The 23,796-nt window shown below is 73.7% G+C and carries 19 protein-coding genes; 15 read left to right on the top strand and 4 right to left on the bottom strand.

The window, feature by feature from the left end; all coding sequences use genetic code 11:
• The first annotated feature begins 46 nt into the window (after positions 1 to 46).
• The 4 genes from ACIQCJ_RS09430 (at position 47) to ACIQCJ_RS09415 (ending at position 1,476) form a co-directional block, all read left to right on the top strand.
• Positions 47 to 469 (top strand): hypothetical protein, encoded by a 423-nt coding sequence (locus tag ACIQCJ_RS09430; protein ID WP_391049226.1) that lies wholly within the window; start codon positions 47 to 49, stop codon positions 467 to 469.
• A 59-nt stretch (positions 470 to 528) separates the two neighbouring features.
• Positions 529 to 708: a hypothetical protein gene (locus tag ACIQCJ_RS09425; protein ID WP_391049229.1), complete on the top strand. Its 180-nt coding sequence runs from the start codon at positions 529 to 531 to the stop codon at positions 706 to 708.
• Positions 702 to 1,109, top strand: a complete 408-nt coding sequence (locus ACIQCJ_RS09420; RefSeq protein ID WP_402711084.1) for a hypothetical protein — start codon at positions 702 to 704, stop codon at positions 1,107 to 1,109. Before ACIQCJ_RS09425 ends, ACIQCJ_RS09420 begins: the two co-directional genes overlap by 7 nt.
• Before the next feature lie 61 nt (positions 1,110 to 1,170).
• A complete protein-coding gene (locus ACIQCJ_RS09415; protein ID WP_402711083.1) occupies positions 1,171 to 1,476 on the top strand; it encodes a hypothetical protein in 306 nt (101 codons plus the stop codon).
• Positions 1,477 to 1,671: 195 nt separating this feature from the next.
• Here the strand turns inward: ACIQCJ_RS09415 and ACIQCJ_RS09410 are convergent, their stop codons facing one another.
• Positions 1,672 to 2,415, bottom strand: coding sequence for a hypothetical protein (locus tag ACIQCJ_RS09410; protein ID WP_402711082.1), 744 nt, complete (start codon positions 2,413 to 2,415; stop codon positions 1,672 to 1,674).
• Between the two features lie 727 nt (positions 2,416 to 3,142).
• Between ACIQCJ_RS09410 and ACIQCJ_RS09405 the strand changes: the two genes are divergently transcribed.
• On the top strand, positions 3,143 to 5,995 hold the full coding sequence (locus ACIQCJ_RS09405) for a hypothetical protein (protein WP_402711081.1): 2,853 nt from the start codon (positions 3,143 to 3,145) through the stop codon (positions 5,993 to 5,995).
• A gap of 95 nt (positions 5,996 to 6,090) precedes the next feature.
• Complete coding sequence (locus ACIQCJ_RS09400; protein WP_402711080.1) at positions 6,091 to 7,485, top strand: hypothetical protein; 1,395 nt, start codon at positions 6,091 to 6,093, stop codon at positions 7,483 to 7,485.
• Between the two features lie 55 nt (positions 7,486 to 7,540).
• Here the strand turns inward: ACIQCJ_RS09400 and ACIQCJ_RS09395 are convergent, their stop codons facing one another.
• Both ACIQCJ_RS09395 and ACIQCJ_RS09390 read right to left on the bottom strand, forming a co-directional pair.
• Positions 7,541 to 8,431 (bottom strand): RICIN domain-containing protein, encoded by an 891-nt coding sequence (locus ACIQCJ_RS09395; protein ID WP_391049242.1) that lies wholly within the window; start codon positions 8,429 to 8,431, stop codon positions 7,541 to 7,543.
• 88 nt (positions 8,432 to 8,519) lie between these two features.
• Positions 8,520 to 10,586, bottom strand: a complete 2,067-nt coding sequence (locus tag ACIQCJ_RS09390) for a hypothetical protein (RefSeq protein WP_402711079.1) — start codon at positions 10,584 to 10,586, stop codon at positions 8,520 to 8,522.
• A gap of 467 nt (positions 10,587 to 11,053) precedes the next feature.
• Here ACIQCJ_RS09390 and ACIQCJ_RS09385 point away from each other — a divergent pair, with 467 nt between their 5' ends.
• Positions 11,054 to 12,007: a GntR family transcriptional regulator gene (locus ACIQCJ_RS09385; protein WP_391049246.1), complete on the top strand. Its 954-nt coding sequence runs from the start codon at positions 11,054 to 11,056 to the stop codon at positions 12,005 to 12,007.
• Between the two features lie 165 nt (positions 12,008 to 12,172).
• Here the strand turns inward: ACIQCJ_RS09385 and ACIQCJ_RS09380 are convergent, their stop codons facing one another.
• Positions 12,173 to 13,543 carry a glycoside hydrolase family 18 protein gene (locus ACIQCJ_RS09380; RefSeq protein ID WP_355348326.1) on the bottom strand — a complete coding sequence of 457 codons (1,371 nt, stop codon included), beginning with the start codon at positions 13,541 to 13,543 and terminating at the stop codon, positions 12,173 to 12,175.
• A 92-nt stretch (positions 13,544 to 13,635) separates the two neighbouring features.
• Between ACIQCJ_RS09380 and ACIQCJ_RS09375 the strand changes: the two genes are divergently transcribed.
• The 8 genes from ACIQCJ_RS09375 to ACIQCJ_RS09340 all read left to right on the top strand — a co-directional run bounded on the left by ACIQCJ_RS09375 (position 13,636) and on the right by ACIQCJ_RS09340 (position 23,792).
• Positions 13,636 to 14,703: a DUF4190 domain-containing protein gene (locus ACIQCJ_RS09375; RefSeq protein WP_402711078.1), complete on the top strand. Its 1,068-nt coding sequence runs from the start codon at positions 13,636 to 13,638 to the stop codon at positions 14,701 to 14,703.
• 77 nt (positions 14,704 to 14,780) lie between these two features.
• Complete coding sequence (locus ACIQCJ_RS09370; protein WP_355348321.1) at positions 14,781 to 15,533, top strand: GntR family transcriptional regulator; 753 nt, start codon at positions 14,781 to 14,783, stop codon at positions 15,531 to 15,533.
• Positions 15,534 to 15,745: 212 nt separating this feature from the next.
• Positions 15,746 to 16,219: an RpiB/LacA/LacB family sugar-phosphate isomerase gene (locus ACIQCJ_RS09365; RefSeq protein ID WP_401312999.1), complete on the top strand. Its 474-nt coding sequence runs from the start codon at positions 15,746 to 15,748 to the stop codon at positions 16,217 to 16,219.
• Between the two features lie 4 nt (positions 16,220 to 16,223).
• Positions 16,224 to 16,418: an SPOR domain-containing protein gene (locus ACIQCJ_RS09360; protein ID WP_355348316.1), complete on the top strand. Its 195-nt coding sequence runs from the start codon at positions 16,224 to 16,226 to the stop codon at positions 16,416 to 16,418.
• A gap of 59 nt (positions 16,419 to 16,477) precedes the next feature.
• Positions 16,478 to 16,870, top strand: coding sequence for a (deoxy)nucleoside triphosphate pyrophosphohydrolase (locus tag ACIQCJ_RS09355; RefSeq protein ID WP_355348313.1), 393 nt, complete (start codon positions 16,478 to 16,480; stop codon positions 16,868 to 16,870).
• A 23-nt stretch (positions 16,871 to 16,893) separates the two neighbouring features.
• Entirely contained in the window at positions 16,894 to 17,724 is an 831-nt protein-coding gene (locus ACIQCJ_RS09350) for an alpha/beta fold hydrolase (RefSeq protein WP_355348310.1), read from the top strand.
• 783 nt (positions 17,725 to 18,507) lie between these two features.
• On the top strand, positions 18,508 to 21,036 hold the full coding sequence (locus ACIQCJ_RS09345) for a SpoIIE family protein phosphatase (RefSeq protein ID WP_402711077.1): 2,529 nt from the start codon (positions 18,508 to 18,510) through the stop codon (positions 21,034 to 21,036).
• A gap of 212 nt (positions 21,037 to 21,248) precedes the next feature.
• Entirely contained in the window at positions 21,249 to 23,792 is a 2,544-nt protein-coding gene (locus ACIQCJ_RS09340) for a SpoIIE family protein phosphatase (protein ID WP_391161743.1), read from the top strand.
• Positions 23,793 to 23,796: the final 4 nt, after the last annotated feature.

The raw sequence follows: 23,796 nt of genomic DNA, 5'->3' as shown, positions 1-23,796 counted from the left end.
GCGTAGCAACCAAAAGCCGCGTATCGCACCTGAAACACTTGACGAAGTGAGCGACATCACACCTTCGCCGCCCCGCTGTACCTCCGCAGAAGAAGCCGGGCACTTCCTCGGACGCCGGGAGCTATCCGTTCTGCTGTGCGGCGCACTGCCCTTCATCGCGCCATGGCTGCGGCCTCGAAACCGTCCTGGGCAACGCCTCGGCGGCGCCACCCAGGACGGCGCGTCGCAGCGCGGCATCCGGGACGTTCTCGCGCACCACGCACTCTTCGCCTGGAACGGCTCGGCTGAGGCCGAAAAGGCTATCTCTCCGCCTCCCGTAGTCCGCTTGCGAGCGGCAAGCGAGCATCACCGCATGGCGGCCGTCGCGGCGCGGAAAACCGGTGAGGCGGTTGCCGCTGAAATGCGACGATGCGGCTGTTTTGCAGGGTGGTTGTTCGTTTTGCGTGCGCGGGATGTGGCGGTGAGCTGACCGCCTCAGTATCGCAAGTTGAGCTGCCGGTCGACGCGTATCAGAGGTACGGGAACGCGGTGCAGCTCCCCGTGCTCATGGCGCGGGGCACGTTCGCGGTGGACCCGGAGCCCAGCGGGCAGCCGTGGCGGGGGTGGGAGGAGATCGATCCGTACGAGACGGCGGCCCGGGGCGTCTACGCGCCGGTCACCGGGCTGTCCTACGGGGTGCCCGGCCCTTCACCGTCGACAGCATGCTGATCTTCCAGATGGCCGCGCCGCGCGACGCGTTCACCGACTCCTTCACCTCGCTGTTCCCCGCCCCCGGCCGGGCGGGCGCGCCCTTGCGGGGTCCGCTGGTCCTCACCCACTCCCGCTGGGACCGGGCGACGGGCTTCTGGCATCTGCGGGCGGAAGGGGCGTCGGGGATCGGCCACTCGGGCGTCGGCAGGACGCCCGTACCGCAGTCCTCGATCCGGCTGCGGACGACGCGCACCGCGTACCGGCTGGACGATCTCGACCACCGCATCATGAACGTGGACGCGGGATGGCTCTACCGGGGTGGTTGGGGGACCCGGCTGTCGCCCGCCGGGGCGCACTCGGACTTCCAGCATCCGGAGTCCTCGCATCTGCTGCTTTCGCTCGCTTCGCACTCGCGGTGACTCGGCCGGTGGGCCGGGGGACGGGGCGGACGGCGGGGAAGTGGAGTGGGCCGCGCGGGGGTTGAGGGCGGAGCTCCTGGCGGGGGACGAGGACGGGGTACGGGAGGTGCGCCCGCGGGGCGAGGAGGCGCGGGAGGGGGCGAAGGGGGACGCGCATTCGTGGGCGGCGCTGGTGATCACTCTGGCGGCGTCGGGGGGAGTGCTGACGACGTTGATCACGGCGGTCAGCGGCTGGCCGGCGCGGCAAGGGCCGGACACGACGGTCGTGTGGGAGGTCGGCGGGGACCGCATCGCGCTGCCGGGGGCGACCGAGGCCGAACGGGCGCGCCTGATCGGAATCCTGGCCGCACGGCGCGACGACGAGTAGCCACGACGACGCGTCGTCAGGAAAACGGGCGGGAGCGCCAACGCGCAGCCGGGCCAGGGGCGTTCAGGCGGGAGAGCCCACGCGCTCGAGGCGCAGCGCGGAGACCAGGAAGAAGACCCCGCCGAGGAAGGCGTAACCCGCGAGATCGCGCGGGGAGGGATCGTCCTTGCCCGCCTGGGCCACGACGTCAGGGCCTCATGCGGGCCTCAATGGGGCTTCCGCTCTTGGCGGTTCGGCGGTGAGGCCCCTGAAGGTGGTGCGGCCCCACTGGGAGGCGCAGTCGACTGATATGCCGTCAGGCGCCAACCGCTCGTTGAGCCGTACGATCCGGGCCTGCAAGGCGCGGCGGGTCATCGGCTCGTCGGCCGCGCCGAGCAGGAGGCACAGGTCGTGGCAGCACCAGGGGCGCGCGGTGGTGCGGAGGATGTCGAACAGGACCTGCTGGGTGCCGCGTTGGGGGCGCGGCGATCCGTGGCGCGGTGCGTCCGGCGGCCGGCGGGGCGAGGACCTGGTGTCGAGCCAGCGCCGTTCGGCGAGGATGCGGCCGGCCAGTTCACGGGGGTCCGTGTCGCGCGGGATGACGTTGGCGGCGCCGGCCAGCAGCAGGTCAGCGGAGTCCGTACGGTCGGGCACCAGCACCACCACGGACGACAGATGGCTGAGGGCGTGGACGCGCTGGCCCAGATCGCCGGTCCCGCGCGGGCTCGGGACGTCCAGCACGGCGAGGGGGGTCCCGGCCCTGCGCAGCAGCGTGCGGTAGGCGGATTCCGAGCCCCAGGGGTGGCACAGCGCGGGCAGTACGTGGTGGGTGCGCAGGGCGCGCAGCAGGGCCGGGGTCCGCTCGCGGTGCAGCGAGAGAACGACGCTCACGGGATACGTGAACTGCTCCTCGGCCGGGACGGAGCGAATTAACTTCTCGCCAAACAGGTCAATAGGCATGGCAATGCCGCTGACACGGACCTCTCCTGTGGACGGTCACGGGAGCCGGGGACGGCACTCGGGTGCGGGAGGCGGGGGACGGGACGCGATGTTACTGACGGCGATCCCCGATTCCCCGTGGCTGAGCATGGGTTGGTCACCGTCTGAGCACGATCGGGCCCCGTGCTGAGCGTCCGGAGGGGCAGGCGGGAGAAGGGCCGGAAGGCCGGCCGGGCCGTCGGTCGCGGTCGGCCGCCGTGCTCCCGCCCGGGTCATACGGTGGGCGGCCACGCGGCGTTGGCCGGTCCGACACCGTGGTGCCATTGGGGTCTGATATATCTGGATGCCTCAATGACCCAACCAATAGGGCCGATTATCGCTCCACAGGGATAGGCAGTGCACCGGCCGCCGAGCAACGTCGTTCCGTTCGGCCGGGATTGGGCAGGGGAGGGCAGGTGGTGGGGTGTCTCCCACACGTCCGCGAGCGGTACGCGTCCGGTACGGCGCGAGGTGACGGACATCGTTGTCCCGTCGCTCCCGCGCTGACACCGCGCGGGCCGGTCTCTCGTGGCGCGAGATGAGGACGCATCCGCCCGGTCCGCGGAGACCCGCCGGCGCACGCAGGCTCGCGTGACCGGCCGGGAACGACTCACCGAACGAGGACAGTGATGAGCCAGCAGGGCGCGGGACGGCCGCGGTCGCCGTCGCGCACGACGGCACGGTACGGGGACCACGGGGAGGGCCAGGCATGAGCCGTTGGGCCTCCCGCCTGTCCCGCAAGGGCGGCGGCGCGAGCGGTACGGGCGGCGCGACCCGTACGAGCGCTACGGCCGGTACGAGCCGCGGCGCCGCTGCGGCGGAGTCCGTCCCCGCCCCCCTCGTCGAGGACATCGACGGCGTCCTCCTGGTCCGCTCGGTGGACGACGACTCCTTCCCAATGGCCGTCCTGGCCGAAGTGGCCCACACCTTCGGCGCCGAGGCGGACATCGTCACCGTCATGGTCGGCTCGGAGGGCGCGGGGCAGGGCAACGGCGGCGGCCACTGGCCGCGCCTGGTCACCCTCCTGGACTCGCTGCGCGCGCAGGGCACCCGCCGCGTCCGCCTCGTCCTGTCCGGCGCGGGCGACGACCGGCCGGGCCGCCCCGGCACCGCCCGCAGGATCGCCGACGGTTGGGGCTTCGAGGTGTTCGCGCCGGACGGCGTCGTCCTCATCACGCCCGGCGGCAGCCTCTTCGTCCGGGGCGACGACCGTCCCGAGGGATGCTGGTGGCGTTTCGCGCCCGGTGAGGCGCCCCGGAAGCTGGGCCCCCGCGCGCCCGCACCGGCCTGGCAGGAGGCCGTCGGCCGCGTGCCCACGCGGACATCGGGCGGCTGCGTGGTCGAGCAGATTCCGGCGGGCCTGGTGATCCGCCCCGCCGACGCGCCCGGGCCGCGCCCCGACGACCTGTGCTTCGCGGTGCCGCTCGACTCCGCGCACGCCGTCGTGCTGGTCGGCGCCCCGCACGCGGAGGACGTCGCCGCCGACGAGGTCGCCGCCGTCCTGTCCGCGCTCCCGGCGGAACACCGCGCCCGCGTGTGCCTCGCACCCGGCGGACAGGCCGACCTGCTGCGTCTGGCCCACACGGTCGCCGACACGCTGGACAGCCGGGTCGACGTCCTGACGGGCCTGCCGCTGCTCGCCGACCACGCGCCGCCCGGCGCCGTACCCCGCCCGACCCTGATCGGCCGTGACGGCGAACCGAGTTGGCAGCCGTACGTCACCGCCGTCGCGTGCCTCCCGACCGACGCGCGGGGCAGAACGCCCCTGCCCCGGCTGCTCGGCAGCCTCCCGCCCGACTGGCTCCCCGGCGGCACAGAACCGGGCACCGTACGGCTCACGGACGGCTGGCAGGCGACGGTGACGCGCTCCGGCCTCGCCCTGTGGGCCCAGGGCACGCCCCGCCCCCCGCTCGTGGGAACCGCCGTCGACCCCGAGACCTGCGCCATCGAACTCGGCGCGCCCGGACAGCGGTTGGACGCCTCCCTGCTCACCGCGCTGGCCCGCCTGCTCACCGGCCTCGGCGCCACGGCCCGCGCCAGGACCACCCTCCTCGTGCGAGGACGGCTCACCAGCGGGGAGGCCGAACTGCGCCGTCTGGCGGCGGAACACGGCGTACGCGGCATCCGCTACGTCACCGCCGCCCGCCCGGCCCCGCCCCCCTGGCAGACCCCGCCCCGCCCGAACCAGGACCGTCCGGGACCTGACCGTCCGGGACCTGACCGTCCGGGACCTGACCGCCCGGGACCGGCAGCGTCCCCGCGCCCTCCCGCGCCCGTGGCCGTACCGCCCGACGCGCGCCGTGAACAACCGGCCGCTGTAAGGGAGTTGACCGGTACGGCACCGGCACCGGCGCCGGGTGCGGAGCCCGTACGCCGTCCGGCCGCCGCGAGCGTGCCCACCGACAGCGCGTCCCCGGCCGGGGACAGCGGCGCGGACGGAACGCTCGTCCGCACGCCGACGACGGAGACGGATGTCGCCGCGCGCGACCGTTCCGCGCCGGGCGCTCCGGAGGAGCGGGGCGGTGAACGGCCCGACGGTACGGCCGAGGCGGCCCGTACGGTCGCCCCCGGCCCCCGCACGAACAGCCGGGGGCCCGGTCCGACGCGGTCGGCACCCGCGATCACCGCGCCCCTGCGGGGCTCCGCACTCGTCCGCGCACTCGTCGTCTCACCTCGCCCCGACCCCGACCCCGACCCCGACCCCGACCCCGACCCCGAGGCCGAGTCTGACCCCGACCCCGCACCCGTCGCTCAGGTCGCTCAGCCCGAACGGCCCGAACAGCCCCAGCCACCGGCCCCGTTGGCCGTCAGGCGGGAGGAGCCCCGCCTCGTGCTGCCCGGTCACGTCAGCACCGCCGCGCAACGGGCGGCGTTCCGCGAGCTGGTGGGGGACGGCTGGGAGGGGCACGCCGCAGCCGTGGACGGGCTGTTGGAGCGGAAGCTCGCGCTGCGCGGGGACGAGCGGGAGGCGGCGCGGCTCGATCTGGTCGCGGTGCGCGCGTATCTGTCGGCTGACGAAGGGCCGCTGAGCCGGCGGGAGTTGGCGCGGGGCCTGCGGGCGGGCGAGGCGCGGTCGCAGGCGTACGCCGGGTGCCTGGCGTCCGGGCTGCGGCGGCTGCCGTCGTACCGGGGCGTGGCCCTGCGCGGCGGCGCGGCGGGCGGTGCCGAGCCGAGGTTGGGCGCGCTGCTCCAGGACCCGGCGCCGATAGGGGCGTTGGCCCGGATTCCGGCGGCGGGCGGGACCGCCGTGCGCTACGCGATCTGGTCGACGACCGGCCGCGAGGTGGGCGATCTGGCGGCGGCGGACGCTGAGATCGTCTTCGCGCCGGGCACCGGATTCCGCGTGCTGGGGACGTGGACCGCACCCGCCGGGACCTCGGTCGTACTGCTGCGGGAACTGCCCGCGCACGCGACCACGTACATGGACGGAGCACGGGAGTTGAGCCCACGGGACCTCACCGCGCTCGCCGAACTGAAGGACGCGCTCGCCGGTGGTCCGCCCGCCGAGGAGGGGCGGAGCTGGCCCGAGCGCTGTGTCGGGCCCGTGGGCGGCAGCGGGTAGCCGCCCGCACCGCACATCCGGGCCGTACGCCCGCCGGCACGCAGGGCAGGACACCGCGCCGCACGACCGACTGACCACCAGGCCGAAGGAGAACCATGAGCAGCCGTCAGACCCGACCCGACCCCGACGGAACGCCCCGCGCCACCGAAGGCGGCGCGAACTCGGCTTCCTCCAGGGGCGGTTCGTCCGTGCGTCGGGCGGTCACGCTGGGTCCCGTGGCGGCCGATCCGGGCGAGGCGCTGACGCCCGCGGTGCCGCGGACCACCGGCGCGGCGGCGCCCTCGGCCCCCGACACCTCCTCGCGCCCGGGTACGTCGTCCGCCCCCGTGACGGCCGCCGCCGCGCGGCCTGAGCCCGCGGCGGGCGGTACGGCGGAGGCGGGCGGTACGTCCGAGGAGCCGACGCTGCCCGGAAAGGGATCGGCCGAGGAGACCCCGGCCCCGGCCCCAACCCCTGCCCCGGCCCCGACCCTTGCCTCGGCCTCCGCCCCGACCACGGCGCTGGCCACCGCATCGGCCAGCGCCCCGACCACCGCATCGGCCCCCACCACCGAAGCGGGCGAAACACCCGCCGAGACCCCCGACGCGAAGGCCACCCGCGAACTCACCCGCGAGACCGGCCCCGGGGCCGCCCTCCCGGCCGAGGGACCGCCCTCCGGCCCGTCCCGCAAGCCGCTGCTCGCCGCCGTCGGCGTGGTCGGCGTGGTCATCCTCGCGGTGCCCCTGGTGGCCTGGGCGACCAGCGGCTCCGGGCACAAGAACGACCATCTGACGACGGCGGCCAGCACCGCCGGGCGGATCACCGACCCGCCCGCGACCGTCCCGCACATCCCCCTGCCCCAGAAGTCCTCGGCGTCACCCGCCGCCAAGCCCACGACGAAGCCCAAGGCCAGGACCAAGGCCGTGGCGCCGCGCCCGCCCGCGCCGCCGAGCCCGACGGCCCGGCCGACCGCGACACCGACGAGGAAGGCGACGACCCCGTACCTCGGCCCCGGCCCGCAGATGCCCGGCGACGACAGGACCGCCTCGGCCACGGTCCTCCGGCTGGCGGCGCGCGAACCCGGCCGCCACATCTGCTACCGGGTCTACGTGGCGACCTTCGGCTGGCAACTCGCCGTCTGCGATGGGTCCGTGGCGGGTTCCGAGGTGGACGCGCGGAGCATCAAGGCCATCCAGATCGCCGTGTCCGGCACCAAGGGCACCTCCGCCAACGCCTACTTCCAGGCGAAGGGGTGGGTGAACAAGTCGTGGGTCACCGTGGAGGACGGCGCCGATCTGACCCTCGGCGCGGCCAGGCAGGACGCGCCCAACATCTCGGGCTTCGGCATCAGCGTCGGCAGGGCCACGGGCACCGTCTGCCAGAACACGTACAGCCGCGGCGGACCGTGGGGCAGCATGGCCTGCGACACCCCGCAGACCGCTGACAACTACATCTTCGGCGGCACGCTGGACGAGACGCGCTGGCTGGACGCGGTGCGGTTCACCGTCTGACGGGCGCCGGCGGGCAGGGGACGGCCGCACGCCGGCCGTCCGCCGGCGGTCCGGGTCAGCCGAGCAGCCGCCAGCGGCTGTCGTCGTCGGTGCCGCACGAGCCGATCACGAGCCGGGCGGAGGGCGCCTTCTTGTCGGCGCCCTCGACGCGCAGGCACAGATGGTTGCTCGCGTAGTTGCGTATCCACACGGTGTCGCCCCCGGCCGGGGCGAGCCACCACAGTTGGTTGTCCGCCAGCGTCCCGGTGCAGTTCGCCTCGGACAGCTCGGTCCCCGACGGCTGCGCCCCGCGCTCCGGCGGGTCGATGCACAGACCGTCCATCGTGTTGGAGAACTGCACGAGATCGGTGCCGCCGGGGCCACTCGCGGGGAGCTTGACCGTCATGTTCCAGAACTGGTTGTCCTGGTCGGTGCCGTCGCAGTGGTACTGGTCGATCTCCAGGCCCAGTTGGCCCGGTCCGTTATAGGGGATGTCGACGCACATCCCGCTGTAGGCGTTCATGATCAGCACCTTGCGGTCGTGCGCGGTCAGCGCCCGCGGGTCCTTGCCGCCCGACCCGGCCGTCCGCTTCGGCGTCGGCGTGGTGGAAGGGGTCCTGTGCGGCTTGGGCGAGGCGGTGTGCGGGACGGGCTTCCCGGTCCGCTTCGGCACGGTCTTCGTCGGCTTCGGGGTGGGCGACGGCGACGCGGAGTGCGCGATGTTCTTGTACGCGGCGGTCCGTTGGGCCGCCAGGTCCCGCTTCTTGTCGTGCTCGTCCGCCTGGTGGCTGCGCCAGGCGCCCATGCCCAGCGTGGCGCCCGCGACGAGGGCCAGTACGGCCACGGCGCCCGCGACCCTGCTGCCCACACGCGAGTGTTCGCCGGGCTGACGGGTGTGCGTCGTCAACGCCTCGACGAACCGCGCCCGTTGCCGCCGCTTCGCCTCGTCGTGGTCACTCTCGCTCAACGCCGCTCCCCACTCGCGGAAGGTCCAACTGACAAGGTAAGCGGATGCGTTCGCGCCGCCCGCTGACGCCGGCCGGGACGGGCGCGGCTCACCGCGGCGCCGACCCGTACAGCTCGCGCTCGCGCAGCACCTCCGCCGCCGTCGCCAGCGCGGTGGACAGGCGGCGCCGGTAGGTGCTGAAGGACAGTCCCACCCGGCTCGCGGCGGCCTGCTGGCTGCGCGGCCCGCTCAGATACGTGATCTCCAGGACGTTGCCCAACTGCCGCCGTCCCGGCTGCGCGCGCAGGTACGCCACCGTCTCGGTCAGCACCTCGCGCAGCGCCGCCGCGTCCCCGTCCGGCGCCACCAGCCGGGTGCCGAGCAGCGAGCTCTCCGCGAGCTGCCGCGCGTCCTGGAGGCTGCGGTAGGCGTGCTTGACGGCTTCGGCGAACTCCGGCCACGGCATGGCGGCCTCCGCGGTGACGGTCACCGGCGCCGGGCCCGGCGCGGGCTCGTCGGCCAGCAGCCGGACCCGCAGATCCACCGCCCACCGGTCGAAGGGCGCGCTGCGCCAGTCCTGCACGAAGGCCAACGCCCTTTCGCCGTAAGCCCCTTCGCCGTACGGTCCTTCGGCCGGTGCCACCCGCTGCTGCCCGTACAGGTCGAGCAGCGAGGCGAGACCCGGCCGGTCAGGGGCCGCGCAGGTCCAGCTCACCGCGAGGTTCGGTGTGGTCGCCCACAGCGTGGTCAGCGCGAAGGCCGCGGCGGCGGCGCCGCCGGTGCTCCACCGCGCCAGCAGCAGCCGCTCGGCGCGCCGCAGCGGCCGGCGGCCGGCGGTGTACTCCAGCGCGGCACGCGCCGTCGGGTCGTCGGGCAGCCCGGTGGCCCCCGGGTCCAGGCAGGGCGCGACGAGGGCGGCGGTGACGCCGCGGCGGCCGTCCTCGGCGACGCAGAAGGCGCCCGGCTGCCGGTCCCACCACTGCCGGGCCAGAGCGGCGGCCTCGTCGCCGTGCTCCTTGCCGATCGCGGCCAGCACCTCGTCCAGATCCTCCGGGCGGGCGGTGCGCAGCCGCAGCCGGTCCGTACCGCGCCAGTCGACCGTCTCCCGCGGGAAGCGGCCGGAGCGCCCCAGATAGGCCAGGCCCGCGCCGAACGCCCAGCGGCTGCCGGTGCGGCACGCCAGTTGCTCGGCCAGATGCGCGTGCAGCCGGGTGAAGAGCCGTTCGTACGCCGACAGGTCGCGCCAGCGCAGCTCGACCAGGAGCGCCTCGCGGACCAGCTCGTGCGGGACCAGGCCCTCGGCGGTGCTGCGGACGAAGGAGAGTGTGCGCAGCCAGGCGCAGAGCTTTCCGGCCTCCGCTGACGGCACGTCGAGCGTGTGCCGCAGCAGGTCCTCGGTGGTGACCCGGGCCAGCGCCAGGACGTGCAGCGCTTCCGCCTGACCGGGCGACAGGCTCTCGCGCAGCAGCAGGTGCAGCAGTTCGCCCACCAGGTCGGGGGAGTCGGCCAACTCCCAGGCGGTGCGCGGCTCCACGGAGTCCGTGGCGCGTTCGCGCGCGTCGGCGAAGAGCGCCAGGGCGAGCGGCACGCCGTGCGCGGCCCGCACGATGTCGGGGATGTCCGCCTCCGGCACGTCCCGGTTGCGCAGCAGCTTCGTGGCCTCCGCGGTGTCCATGCCGCGCAGTTCGACACTGCGCAGCGCCTGCCACCACTGCACGTCGGCCCGCCACTCGGCCGACGGGGGCCGCCGACTGCCGACCACCAGGAACAGGTGCGAGGGCATCCGCGGCAGGAACTCGTCCCGCAGCCACTGCTCCAGCGGCCCGAGGGCCTCACCGGAGTCGATGAGCAGCAACTGGGCTTCCTGCGACGGGCCTTGCGCGTCGAGGGCGGCCAGGAACGCCTCCGGTGTCGCGGCCGTGGCGCGCATGTCGACGGTGCGGACCGTCCTGCCGTGCGCCTCGGCCTCGTCGGCGAACCGGTGCAGCAGGCTGCTCTTGCCGAAGCCGCCCATGCCGTGCAGCCACACCACGAAGCAGGAGCGCCGGTCGCTGAGCATCAGGTCCCGCAGCAGCCGCAGTTCCGCGGTCCTGCCGGTGAACACCGCTCTCCTGCGGGCCGCCAGCGTGTACCCGTGGGAGTCGGCCGGCAGGGGTGTGGGGGATATGCGCATCATCTATTGATGAGTCCTCGGGAGCGGGTGCGGTTCCCCCGGGCGCCGGGACGTCCGGCCCCGCGTCGGTCGCCGGTGCCGTGGGCTCGAACGAGAAGGGTCACTCATCGCTCCCGTCGCGGATGGGGGTGGGCGCCACAGGCCGGCGCGACCGGGGCCGTCACTCGGCGGCGGGGTACTGCCTACCCTGGTGGGTCGATGTTAGACCCATCGATACACGGACGGGCGACGGCCAGAGATATATGTCCCGTTGTGCTGTTGCAGTGCATTTGCGCAGGCGAAGCGGGGTGCGGGCGCTGTCGATCTCCGCCGGGGCGGGGCGGCCTGACGTGCTTTCTACCTAGCCGGTTGGGCCAATTCAAGCCGAAGACAAGAGGGCGCACGGGGCATGCTTGACTGCCTCCCGCGTGGATAAGGTGGTTTGGCTGAGATGCGCAACGGGGAAGGCCGGGCACCTGGTGGACAGCGACGTGCAGGTGAGTCGTCACTCGGACGTACCCATCTACCGGCAGATCGTGACCCAGGTGTCGTTCATGATCGAGACCGGCGATCTCGCGGTCGGCCAGACCCTTCCCAGCGCCCGGCTGCTGGCCGACAACCTCCAGATCAACCGGAACACGGTGGCCCGCGCGTACGCGGAGTTGAGCGAGCTGGGCCTGGTCGAGAGCCGGGGCCGCAGCGGGACGACCGTGGTCGGTACGGGCCTGGCGCGTACGAGTTCGCCCGCCAGGGACCGGGCGTGGGCGGTACTGGACGCGGCGGCCAGGGAGTGCGTCGCGCTCGGCCTGTCCGCCGTCGAGATCCAGTCACTCGTGACGAGCCTCGCCCTGCGTGCCGAGGACGACGTCCTCAAGGTCGCGTTCGTGGAGTGCAACGCCGACCGGGCCGGCTACTTCGCGAGCGAACTCGGCCTGCACCTCGGTCTCAAGGTCAAGCCCCTGGTGCTCGGGGACTTCTCGCCCGAGGAGGAGCACGACGACCTCGCCCTCACCACGTTCTTCCATCTGGCCGAGGTGCGGCGGCTGTGGCGCGGGGAGCCGACCGAGGTGGTCGCCATCGTCGCCGCGCCGCATGTGCAGACGCTGGTACGGATCGCCTCCGCCGCCAGGAGCGGCACGGTGGGCATCTGTTACTCCACCTACGGCCAGGCCGTCAGCATCCGGGACTCCCTGACGCAGTCCGGGATCAGCAACGTCAGGGTGCTGCACGGGGACGAGGGGGAGGACGTCGGGGACCTCGACCTCGTCGTGATCCCCAGCGACATGCCGCAGTTGAAGGCGCGCTTCGAGGAGCGGGTCGAGGTGGTCGAGTTCGGCAATGTGCTGGACGCCGCGTCCGTCCGGATGGTGACGCAGGTCGTCGGCGACATGCAGGCGGCCAAGCTGGCCGCCAAACGGGCCGCCGCCTCCGCCGCGCGCGGCTGACGTATCCGCCGCGTGTGGGGAGGCCCGGTGCTCCCCCGCGGAGAGGGAGGGCTGGGGAGCACCGGGCGTGAGGGGCGGGGTTACCCGAGGCGCCGGGTCACCTGTGGAGCGGGGTCACCCGAGGAGCGGGGTCACTTGGGGATGCTGGCCACTTGGGGGTCCGGGTCACCGGTGGTGCGCGGCGAGACCCTGGTGAACGGCGTTGATCAGCTCGCCGTCCGCCGTGTCGCCGTCCAGGGACCAGACCATCGCGCCGCCCAGGTGGGCCCGCTTGATGTAGGCGGTCTTCTGGGCGATGACCTGCGGGTCGTCGTAGGTCCAGAAGTTGGTGCCGTCGTAGAGCCAGGCGAAGCCGTTCCGCACGTCCCGGTGGACGGTGTAAGTGCCGGAGGAGGCAAGGGCCTTGAGGGCGTGGTAGTCCTCGTTGCCCGCTTGCCAGGTGGCGGGGGCGGGGCCGGTGGACGGCTGGAAGAGGCCCGCGGTGCCGCCGTCGGGGACGCCGGTCCAGCCCTGGCCGTAGAAGGGCACGCCGAGGACGAGCTGCCGGGCGGGTGCGCCGCGCTTGAGCCAGTCGCCGACCGCCTGGGTGTCGCTGAAGTCGTGCGGGACGGGCGAGTTGCGCGGGGCCTTGAGCGCGGACTGCTGGTTGGTGGTGGCCTCGTAGGGGCCGTGGAAGTCGTAGCCCTGGACGGTGCCGAAGTCGAGGTACTTGAAGATCTTCCGGACCTCGAAGCCCGCGTCGATCTTGGCCGGTGCGGCGGGCAGGAAGGCGCTCAGGTCGTAGTGCTTGTGCGCCTTGCGGCCCAACGCGTCGAGCTGGCCGCGGAATTCGGCCGCGAGGGCGGTGAAGTTCCGCTTGTCCTCGGGCCGGTAGACGGTGTCGACGTCACCGGAGGAGCCGGGCCACTCCCAGTCGATGTCCACGCCGTCGAAGAGCCCGGCGGCCGAACCGGGGCCGCCCTTGCCGTCGAGCAGCGGCAGATTGCCCTTGACGAAGATGTCCAGGCAGGACGCGACGAGCGCCTTGCGCGAGGCGGCGGTGCGGGCCGCGTCGGAGAAGTGCGTCGACCAGCCCCAGCCGCCGATCGAGATCATCACCTTCAACTTCGGGTTGGCGGCCTTCAGTTCGCGGAGCTGGTTGAAGTTACCCGCCAGCGGCTGCTCGGCGGTGTCCGCGGTGCCGTCGACCGAGGAGGCGGCGTCGAGCGGGCGCTGGTAGTCGGCCCAGGCGTCGCCCTCGCCGGCCACGTTGGCCTCGAAGCACTTGCCGTCGGCGCCGATGTTGGCGAACGCGTAGTTGAGGTGGGTGAGTTTGGCCGCGGTGCCCGAGGTCTGGACGTTCTTCACCTGGTAGTCGCGTCCGTAGACGCCCCACTGGGTGAAGTAGCCGACGCTCTTGTACGACGAGGCGGAGGAGCCGTGGTCGTCACGGCCGTGCGCCTGGGCGGCGGAGCCGCCCGTGACGGCGGGCAGGACGGCGACCAGGGAGAGGGTGGCTGCGGTTGCGGCCATACGGCCGAGAATTCTTCGACGCATGCGCGTGAAGGTATTGGTCTGGACCAATAAGGGTCAAGGGGGACGGCACAACCCGTTCACAACCCGTCGGCGCAGAACCGTAGGATCCCCCAGTGGACATACCGCCGCCGCCCCCGCCTCCGCCGTCCTCCGACGACGCGCCCCCGTCCCAGCCGCCGCACGACGCCCCCACTTCGCCGTACGCCGGACTGCCCTCGTATCCGCAGAAGCCGTACGACCAGCAGGGCGGACCGCCGTACAGCGGTCCGGGACAGCCGACGTACGGCGGCCCGTCATCGGGCGGGCCCGGCCCCTACGGCTCCGTGCCCCCGCCCTACAGCGGACAGCAGCCCCCCGGCTCCGCGCCGCCCTACGGCGGGCAGGCCCCGTATCCCGGCCAGGCCCCGTATTCCGGGCAGCCTCCCTACGGCGGCCTGGGTCCACACGGCGGCCAGGCCCCCTACGGCGGGAATCCGTACGGCGGGCAGAATCCGTACGGTCCCCAGCCGCATCCCGGCTATCCGCAGACCGCCGGCTGGTACAACCCGCAGGCGAACACCAACGGCATGGCCATCGCCTCGCTCGTGGTGGGCTTCACCTGCATCCCCGTCCTCGGGGTGATCTTCGGCCTCGTCGCGCTCAGCCAGATCAAGAAGCGCGGCGAGCGCGGCAAGGGACTGGCCGTCGCGGGCCTGATCCTCAACGGCGTCGCCACGGTGCTTCTCGCGGTCTTCATCGCGCTCGGCGTGGCGGGCGCCTTCGACGACGGCAACACCCGCGTCGACCGGATCAGGGTCGGCCAGTGCTTCAACACGGTCGACAGTTCGCTGGGCGACTACGGCGGCGACGGCGCGCGCTCCACCACCGTGGACGTCGTCGACTGCTCCGAGGAGCACGACGCGGAGGCGTACGCGATCTTCACCGTCGACGCGGCGGACGACGGCGGCTACCCCGGAACGGATCGCATCTCGGCCGTCGCGGAGTCGAAGTGCGCCTCTTACGCGGACGACTACGCGGACGGCACGCCCTGGGAGAAGAGCGCCGACGTCTACTACTACATGCCGCCGGCGGACGGCTGGCGCCGCGGCGACCACAAGGTGACCTGCTTCTTCGGCGCCACGCACGGCTCGATGACCGGCTCGGTGAAGGACGGAGGCACCAACTCCGGATTCGGAGTGTGATGCTCGGGGGAGGGCTTGCGGACGGGCACCGACGGTTGTCAAGCTGTCGCAGACAGTCAACCCCTTGGGAGGGGCACGTGCCTTTCGGTGAGCAGCCCGCCTACCTTCGCGTCGCCGAGGATCTGCGGCGCAAGATCCTCGACGGGACGCTCCCGCCGCACGCGCGGCTGCCCTCGCAGGCCCGGATCCGTACCGAGTACGGGGTCTCGGACACCGTCGCGCTCGAAGCGCGCAAGGTGCTGATGGCCGAGGGCTTCGTGGAGGGCAGGTCCGGCTCCGGCACGTACGTACGGGAGCGGCCGAGGCCGCGGCGCATCGTCCGCAGCGGCTACCGGCCCGCCGGGACGGCCAGCCCGTTCCGGCAGGAGCAGGGGGACGAGGGGTGCAAGGGCACCTGGGAGTCGCGCAGCGTCCAGGACCACGCCTCGCCCGCCGTCGCCGAGCGGCTGCGGATCGAGCCCGGCGACCGGGTGATGCGCACCCACTACCTCTTCCGCACCGAGGGTGAGCCCTCGATGCTCTCCACCTCCTGGGAGCCGCTGGCGCTGACCGCCCGCACACCGGTGCTGCTGCCGGAGGAGGGGCCGGTCGGCGGCCAGGGCGTCGTGGAGCGGATGGCGGCGATCGACCTGGTGGTCGACCACATGGCCGAGGAGGTCGGCGCCCGGCCGGGGCTCGCGGAGGAGACGGCGGCGCTCGGCGGAGTGCCGGGGCACATCGTCATCGAGATCCAGCGCACGTACTACTGCTCGGGGCAGCCGGTGGAGACCGCGGACGTCATCATCCCGGCGGAGCGGTACCGGGCCGTCTACCACCTGCCGGTACGCTGACCCGCCGTCAACTCCCTTACAGCGCCTGGCGGTACGGATGGTCCGGGCGGTACGGGCGCTGGTGTCCACTCCGGCGTGCGCCCGGCGTGACCGCCGGGGGCGTCGGACACGTGTGACCTACAGTCAACTTCTGGTCGAACACCTGGCCGGAACGGTACCTCTTCGTGTCATTCCGTGCCCGCGCCGTGAACCTCGGGCGTAGGGTCGGGCATATGCGCATCGCCGTTTCCTCGGACATGGATGAACCGGTGGCCAGGCAGGTCGTCGACGAGCTTCGTCACCGTGGTCACACGGTGCTCGCCTACGGCGCACTGCGCCCCGGAGACCGCAAGGACTGGGCCTGGAGCGCGGAGGCGGCGGCCCGCGCGGTGGCCGAGGGCGCGGCCGACCAGGCGGTGGTCTGCTGCTGGACCGGCACCGGCGCGTCCATCGCCGCGAACAAACTCCCGGGCGTCCGGGCCGCGTTGTGCGCCGACGCGTACACCGCGCGGGGTGCCCGCCGCTGGAGCGACGCCAACGCGCTGGCGCTGAGCCTGCGTTCGGTGTCCGGCGCCGTGCTCGGCGAGATCCTGGACGCCTGGTTCGACAGCGCCGCGAGCGACGCGGCGGACGACCGGGACAATGTCGCGCACCTGGCGGACCTGGAAGCCGGTTCCGCTGCCGCGACCTCGCCTGAGGGGGCCTGAGCTGATGACGACCGACCTCGTATGGCTCCTCATACGGCAGGACGAGAGCGGCAACCGGTACCGGGTCGGGCGCTACGCCACCCGCGCCGAGGCCGAGCGCGTCGCGGCCACGCTGAACGGCCCCGGCCTCAACCGGGACCAGCAACAACGGCGTTACGTGATCGAGCGGTTGACGCCGCGCGCCGTGCAGTCCTCGTAACGGGTTCGCGCCGCGCGCTGTGCGGGTCGCGGGTCTCCGTCTTACGTATCCTGCGTCGCATGACCGAACGTGTGGTGGTGGGCGGGGCCGTGCTCGACGCCGGACGGCTGCTGGCCGCGCGGCGGACCGCGCCGCCCGCGCTGGCGGGACGCTGGGAACTGCCGGGCGGCAAGGTCGAGGCGGGGGAGAGCCCGCCGGACGCGCTCGTGCGCGAGCTGCGCGAGGAACTGGGCGTCACGGTGGAGCCCCTCCAACGCGTCCCCGGCGCCTGGCCGTTGGCCAACGGCCTCACCCTGCACGTCTGGACCGCCCGCCTGGTGAGCGGCACGCCCCGCCCCCTCCAGGACCACGACGAGCTGCGCTGGCTGCTCCCCGCGCAGACCTCCGACGTCGACTGGCTCGACCAGGACCGCCCGGCGGTCGAGTGGGCGACACGCCTTCTGGTCGGCTGACGGCCTGAGGGTAGGGTTTTTCGGTGTCCGCGACCGAGACGGGGGATTCGATGCTGGTGCAGGTGGAACGCGACGGTGTGGTGCTGGTGCTCGGCCACCGGGTGGGCGAGGGCAGGCCGCTGCTGATCGTTCCCGGGGTCATGGCCGACGCCGTGTCGTGGCAGCCGGTGGTGGACGCGCTTCCGGCCGGCCGGCCGGTGTACGTACTGAACCGGCGCGGCCGACGGCCCAGCGGTGAGCTGGGTGACGGATACGGGGTCGGCACCGAGGTCGCGGATCTGCGGCGGGTGCTCGACGAGGTGGCCGGGCGGCACGGCGGCGACGGCGGGGTGGACCTCTTCGGCTGGAGCTACGGCGGCCTGATCGCGCTGGAGGCCGCGACGCGGCACTCCGGCGTGCGTTCCCTGACCCTCTACGAGCCGGTGGTGCGGCCCTTCGGCGCGCAGGTGCTGGACTCGCTGCGCGCGGCCGACGCGGCCGGTGACCTGGACCGGGCCGTGGAGATCGTCAACCGGGACGTGTCCGGATTCTCCGCCGAGTACGTCGCCGAGCTGCGCCGGAGCCCGGCCTGGCAGGTGCTGCGGCCTCTCGCCGCGCCGCTCGGGCGCGAGCTGACCGCCCTGAACGAGCACCACGCCGACCTGGCCGCCTACGGCAAGCTCGACATGCCCGTCACCCTGCTGGTCGGCGGCGACGACGACGGCGTCGGGCCCTACTGGGAGCCCTTCGCCCGCATCGCGGGCGCCATGCCCCGCGCCCGCGTCCACGTCATTCCGGGCCAGGGCCACCTCGCCCACGTCCAGGGCCCGGCCGCCCTGGCCGCCGCCCTCACCCAAGCCCTAGCCCTAGCCTGACGGCCCCGCCCGCCCCCGGCCCGCCCTCGCCGCACCTGACCCCGGCGGGACCCCGCCGCACCTGACCCCGGCGCACCTGCCCCGGCGCGGGCCCCGCCGCGCCCGGGGCTTTCCGTGCCACCGACCCCGACCCCTGGTCGCATCTGGCGCCTGCGCCTGGCCAACCCGGCCACCCTCGGCCTCCAGCCGGCCCCGGCCGACTCCCGACCTCGGGCTCCCGTCGCTAGCGCCGCTCCAGGCGCTTCCCGCGCCGCTGGCTTCGCCCCCGCCGCGCCTGGCGCTCCCGGCTCCGGCCGACCCCGGACCCCGGTCGCCTCTGCCGCCCGCGCCGCGCCGCGCGCGCTCCCCGCTGGCCCCGGCCTCCCGGCCGACCCCGGCCGCTACGCCGTCTCCCCGTGGCCCGCGCGGTATCGGGGTGTTTGGGGGAATATCGGGTAAGAGGGATAATTCCCACTGACAGTGGCCGGGGCGGAACCGGCCCGACCCGGTCGGGGGTGACGCATGAGCGCCAGCGGCGGCGATGGCCCTGAGGCGTCCCCGAACCGCGCCCCGGACCCCGCCGCAGCCGGTCCCGAGGAAGGCGGCCAGCCCCCCGCCGCAGGCGGCCAGGCTCCCGCCGGTGGCGGTCCCGCTGAGGTCGGCCCAGCCCCCGCCGCAGGCGGACAAGCCCCCGCCGCAGGCGGACAGGTCCCCGCAGGGGAGAGCCCCCCGGCGGGGGAGAGCCACCGGGCCGGGGAGGGGGAGCCGGGGGTGGGGCGGCCGCATCGGCATCATCATCCGGATATGGATCCCGATCCGGAGTCGTGGGGTGAGGGGCGGGGAAAGAGCACGGGGACGCTGCTCGACACGCTGCGGGTGGCGGTCGTCATGCTGGACACGTCGGGGCGGGTGCTGCTGTGGAGCCCCCTGGCACAGGAAGTGCTGGGCTGGGCGGGGGAGCACATCGTGGGCCGCCGGGTGGGCGGACTGTTCGGGCCGCCCGAGAGCCCGCCGGGACACTCCCCGCGGCGCGGGCCGGACGAGATCCCGCGGATGCCGGACCCCAGCCCCGCCGAGCAGATCCTCGCCGACCTGCTGCGAGGGGGCCGCTGGGACGGCATCCTCTCGCTGCGGCACCGCGACGGCCACACCGTCCAGGTGGAGACCCGTGCCTCGCTGCTGGTCGACGGCGACGGCCGCCCCTTCGTCCTGGCCTCGATGGTCGAGACGAGCCGCCTGCGGACGCTGGAGCACGACCTCGCCGCCCTCGACTCGCTCTTCGACTCCTCACCCCTCGGCGTCGCCATCTTCGACCGCGACCTGCGCTACGTACGGCTCAACGAGGCGCTGGCGGCGATGAACGGCAGGCCCGTCGCCGACCACATCGGCCACACCGTGCAGGAGGTGCTGGACGAGCGGTCGGCCGCCGACCTCACCGCGCTCCAGCGGGACGTCCTGGCCACCGGGCGGCCGGTGATCGACCTGGTCACGTACGCGCCGCACGGGCGCGGCCACCGCTCGCTGTCGTACCACCGGCTGGTCGACCGGGCCGGGCGGGTGCTGGGGATCAGCGCCACCGTCATCGACGTGACCGAGCGCGTGCAGGCCGCCGCGAAGGTCGAGCGGGCCCGGCGGCGGCTGGCGCTGCTCAACGACGTGGGCACCCGGATCGCGAACGTGCTGGACGTCCGCCGGTGCGCCGAGGCGCTGGCCGCCGCCGTCGTGCCGACCTTCAGCGACTACTCCGGGGTGATCCTGCACGCCGAGGTCGCCGACGGCGGCGAGCTGCCGACCGCGCCGTACGGCGACAATACCCCGATGCGGCAGCTCGGCACGGGCGCGGTGCGCTGGGGGCCCGAGGTCGAGCGGATGATCCTGACCGGGCAGCCGATCCGCTTCACCCGCAAGTCGATCTTCGGCACGGTGCTGACCACCGGGCAGCCCCGGATGGTGAGTTCGGAGGAGGAGCTGCTGGCCACCACCTTCCCCGGCGACCCGAAGGTGCGCGCGGCCATCGCGCTCGGCGTCCACTCGCTGCTCGTGCTGCCGCTGCGGGCCCGCGGCGTCGTCCTCGGCCTGCTGGTGGTCAGCAGGGCCCGCGAGCGCGAGCCGTTCGACCACGACGACCTGGCCCTCGCGATGGAGCTGGCCAACCGCGCGGGCGCCGCCCTGGACAACGCCCGGCTCTACGTCCGCGAGCGCGAGGGCGCCCTGATGCTCCAGCGCAGCCTGCTCCCGCAGAGCGTCGTGGAACCGCCCGGCGTCGGCGTCGCCTTCCGGTACGTGCCCGGCAGCAGCGGCGCGGAGGTCGGCGGCGACTGGTTCGACGTGATCCCGCTGGCCGGGGGCCGGGTCGCCTTCGTCGTCGGCGACGTGATGGGCCACGGCCTGGGCGCGGCGGCCACCATGGGCCGGCTCCGTACCGCCGTACGGACGCTCGCCGGGCTCGACATGCCGCCGGACGAGCTGCTGCGCCGGGTCAACGAGCTGGGCGACGACCTCGCGCAGGGCCAGGCCGAGGGCTGGATGGCCACCGCCGTCTACGCCGTCTACGACCCCTCGACGCGCCGGATCGCCATCGCGCAGGCGGGCCACCTGCCGCCGGTCCTGGTCGAACCCGTCACGCGGGCGCCGGGCGGCGAGGAACCCGGCGCCCACCCGGACGAGTGCCATGCCCGACTGGTCGAGCTGCCCTCCGGCGTCCCCCTGGGCGTCGGCGGCGTACGCTTCGAGACCACGGAGCTTGCGGTCGCCGACGGCACGGTCCTCGTGCTCTACACCGACGGCCTGGTGGAGACCCGCGGCCAGGACATCGGCGAGGGCCTGGAACGGCTGCGCCAGACGCTGTGCCGCCCGCTGCCCTCACTGGAGGACTCCTGCGACGACGTGCTGGCCATCATGCAGCCGGGCCGCGAGCCCGACGACGTGGCGCTGCTGATGGCCAGGCTCGGCGGGCTGCCCGCCGGATCCACCGCCTCCTGGACGTTCCCCGCCGAGCCCAGCGCCGTCCGGCTGGCGCGCCGCCGGGTCCGTGACACCCTGGTCGAATGGGGTCTCGCGCAGCTCACCGACGTCACGATGCTGCTGGTCAGCGAGCTGGTCACCAATTCGCTGCGGTACGCGCACGGACCGATCGGTGTACGGATGGTGCGCGGCGGCTCGCTGCTGGTGGAGGTCTCCGACCCGCTGCCGGACCCGCCGCGCGAGCGGATCGCCACCCTGGAGGACGAGGGCGGCCGTGGTCTGCAACTGGTCGCACGGGCCTCACGGCGCTGGGGAACGCGTCACGGACCGTTCGGAAAGACCGTCTGGTTCGAACTGGCTCTGCCGTGACGCGCGCGATGATTCACGGGAGCTGTGCCGGGTATGCCGAAGACGCGGGAGCGAGGGGTGTGACCGCGCTGTCCCGGGGACGGTCCCCGTACCCCAGGAGCCGAGATGATGCTGTGATCGACAAGACCGTGTGCTGGACGGTCCTCATGCTGAATACTCGGCTCCAACCGGTCCATGTGTGCTGAGCTGGAGGGGTCGGGCGAGTGAGCGACATGCCAGCGAGGGCGGTACCGCCCCGAGACGACACGGACGCGGTCGACGCGGTCTGGCAGTCGAGTCCGCCCGGTTCGCTCTACGACTACATACGCGTGGCGTCGTTCTCGCTCGACGGTGACGGCCGGATCGACCAGTGGAGCGCGCGGGCCGCGCAGTTCTTCGGCGTACCGGCGGAACGCGCGCTCGGCCGCGACCCGGTGAACGCCTTCGCGCCCGAGCACGTACGCGAGCGCGCGCACGAGCGCCTCGCGGAGATCCTCGACGGCCACGAGTGGACCGGACTCGTGCCGTACCGGGACGCCTCGGGCGGCCAGGGCCTGGCCGAGGTCTACGTGATGCCCGCCGACCACGGCGCGCTGTGCATCGCGGTCGACGTCGCCACGCTGCGCCAGATCGAGACCGATCTGGCCGCCTCCCAGGCGGTGTTCGGCCAGTCGCCGATGGGCTTCGTGCTCTTTGACACCAGCCTGCGGCTGATCCGGGTCAACGAGCGCTTCGCGACCGTCTTCGGCCGTGAGGCCGAGGAGAACCACGGCCGCGGCCCGCACGACTTCCTCTCCCGCGTCGAGGCCGACCGGCTCAGCGCCGCGCTGCGCCAGGTGCTGGAGACCGGCGAGCCCGTCCTGGACATGCCCCTGGTCGGCACCGTGCCCGGCGATCCGGGGCGGCGGCGCTGGTCGATGTCGCTGTACCGGCTGCACAGCGGCACCGGGCGGCCGATCGGCGTCGCGGGACTCGCGATGGACGTCACCGGACGTCAGCGAGCCGAGCGCGAGGCCGCGCACGCCCGCCGCAATCTCGCGCTGCTCAACGAGGCGGGCGCCCGTATCGGCACCTCGCTCGACCTGGAGACCACCGCGCGCGAACTGCTGGACGTCGCCGTCCCGCACTTCTGCGACATCGCCTCCGTCGACCTCTACCAGGCCCTGCTGTCCGGCGCCGAGGATCTGACGGGCACCACCGACGGCAGCGGGGACGTGCGCCGGGTGGCGTTCGCCAGTTCCGTGTCGGACGCGCCGATAGCGATGGCCGGGGACGACGACGATGTGGCGGACGGCCCGGTCGCGGTCGGCGCCGTGCACCGCTACCGCTTCAGCTCCGCCAGCGCGCGGGCGCTGCGCACCGCGCAGCCGCAGGTGATCGACGGCGACGGCGGGCCCGACCTCGGCGGCACCCTCGTGCAGTCCACGCTCGTGGTGCCGATGGTCGCCCGCGACACCGTACTGGGGCTGGTGCAGTTCTCCCGCGCCAAGGGCAGCGAGCCGTTCGTGGACCGCGACCGGATGCTCGCCGAGGAACTGGCCGCCCGCGCCGCGGTGTTCATCGACAACGCCCGGCTCTACCGGCGTGAGCACGAGCGCGCGCTGATCCTCCAGCGCAGCCTGCTGCCCCCCGACGACCCCGAGGCCGCGGGCCTCGACATCGCCTGCCGCTATCTGCCGGGCAGCATGGAGACCGAGGTCGGCGGCGACTGGTTCGACGTCATCGAACTGCCGGGCCACCGCACCGCGTTGGTGGTCGGCGACGTGATGGGCCGCGGCCTGCGCGCCGCCGTCGCGATGGGCGAACTGCGCACCGCCGTACGGACCCTGGCCGCACTCGACCTCGAACCCGCCGAAGTGCTGGGCGCGTTGGACGAAGTGGCCAACGGCCTCGGCTCCCCGAACCAGGGCCGCACCCGCCGGGCCAAGGACCGCGGCGGCGCCGACCTGTCCGAGGTCTACCTGGCCACCTGTATCTACGTGGTCTACGACGCGGTCACCCGGCGCTGCACGATCGCCAACGCGGGCCATCTGCCGCCGGTCGTCGTGGAGTCGGGCGAGTCGCCGCTGCTGCTCGAAGTGCCCAGGGGAGTGCCGCTGGGCGTCGGCGGCGAGCCGTTCGAGGAGATCGAGGTCGAGCTGAACGAGGGCGCGCTGCTCGCCCTGTACACCGACGGTCTCGTGGAGTCCCGCAACCACCCGCTGGACGAGGGCCTCGACGCCTTCCGGGACTCGCTGGCCGGGCCGCCGAGGCCGCTCGAGGACATCTGCGACCACGTGCTGGCCACCCTGGACACCGCGCACGGCGAGGACGACATCGCCCTGCTGATGGCCAGAATCCGCGGTCTGCCCGCGGAGCAGGTCGGCGACTGGACGCTGGAACCGCGCCCCACGTCGGTGGCCAGGGCCCGCGAGCTGGCCCGCGAGCAACTGCTGAGCTGGGGGCTCGGCGACCTGGTCGACACCACGGAACTGCTGGTCAGCGAGCTGGTCACCAACGCGCTGCGGCACGGCTACGGCGACATACGACTGCGGCTGCTGCTGGACCGCACCCTGGTGTGCGAGGTGTGGGACAGCGCCCTGGTGCAGCCGCGCCGCCGCCGCGCCCGTGACACCGACGAGGGCGGGCGCGGCCTGCAACTGGTCACCATGCTCAGCGAGAGCTGGGGCAGCCGCCGTACCCACCGCGGCAAGACCGTCTGGTTCGAACTCGCCCTGCCCGGCGAGCAGTCCCACTCCAGCGGTCCTTCGGTGGACGAACTGCTGAGCATGTTCTAGCGCC

Origin of the sequence: Streptomyces sp. NPDC093221 (assembly GCF_044753885.1) — a bacterium.
Taxonomy (GTDB): domain Bacteria; phylum Actinomycetota; class Actinomycetes; order Streptomycetales; family Streptomycetaceae; genus Actinacidiphila.
This window is presented reverse-complemented; position numbering and strand designations above follow the sequence as displayed.

What these genes read in the sequence shown, in the direction of transcription:
- ACIQCJ_RS09420 (WP_402711084.1), top strand. Translation starts at nt 702, where the DNA reads ATGCTGATCTTCCAGATGGCCGCGCCGCGCGACGCGTTCACCGACTCC.
- ACIQCJ_RS09410 (WP_402711082.1), bottom strand. Translation starts at nt 2,415, where the DNA reads ATGCCTATTGACCTGTTTGGCGAGAAGTTAATTCGCTCCGTCCCGGCC.
- ACIQCJ_RS09405 (WP_402711081.1), top strand. Translation starts at nt 3,143, where the DNA reads ATGAGCCGTTGGGCCTCCCGCCTGTCCCGCAAGGGCGGCGGCGCGAGC.
- ACIQCJ_RS09400 (WP_402711080.1), top strand. Translation starts at nt 6,091, where the DNA reads ATGAGCAGCCGTCAGACCCGACCCGACCCCGACGGAACGCCCCGCGCC.
- ACIQCJ_RS09390 (WP_402711079.1), bottom strand. Translation starts at nt 10,586, where the DNA reads ATGATGCGCATATCCCCCACACCCCTGCCGGCCGACTCCCACGGGTAC.
- ACIQCJ_RS09380 (WP_355348326.1), bottom strand. Translation starts at nt 13,543, where the DNA reads ATGCGTCGAAGAATTCTCGGCCGTATGGCCGCAACCGCAGCCACCCTC.
- ACIQCJ_RS09365 (WP_401312999.1), top strand. Translation starts at nt 15,746, where the DNA reads ATGCGCATCGCCGTTTCCTCGGACATGGATGAACCGGTGGCCAGGCAG.
- ACIQCJ_RS09360 (WP_355348316.1), top strand. Translation starts at nt 16,224, where the DNA reads ATGACGACCGACCTCGTATGGCTCCTCATACGGCAGGACGAGAGCGGC.
- ACIQCJ_RS09355 (WP_355348313.1), top strand. Translation starts at nt 16,478, where the DNA reads ATGACCGAACGTGTGGTGGTGGGCGGGGCCGTGCTCGACGCCGGACGG.
- ACIQCJ_RS09345 (WP_402711077.1), top strand. Translation starts at nt 18,508, where the DNA reads ATGGATCCCGATCCGGAGTCGTGGGGTGAGGGGCGGGGAAAGAGCACG.
- ACIQCJ_RS09340 (WP_391161743.1), top strand. Translation starts at nt 21,249, where the DNA reads ATGCCAGCGAGGGCGGTACCGCCCCGAGACGACACGGACGCGGTCGAC.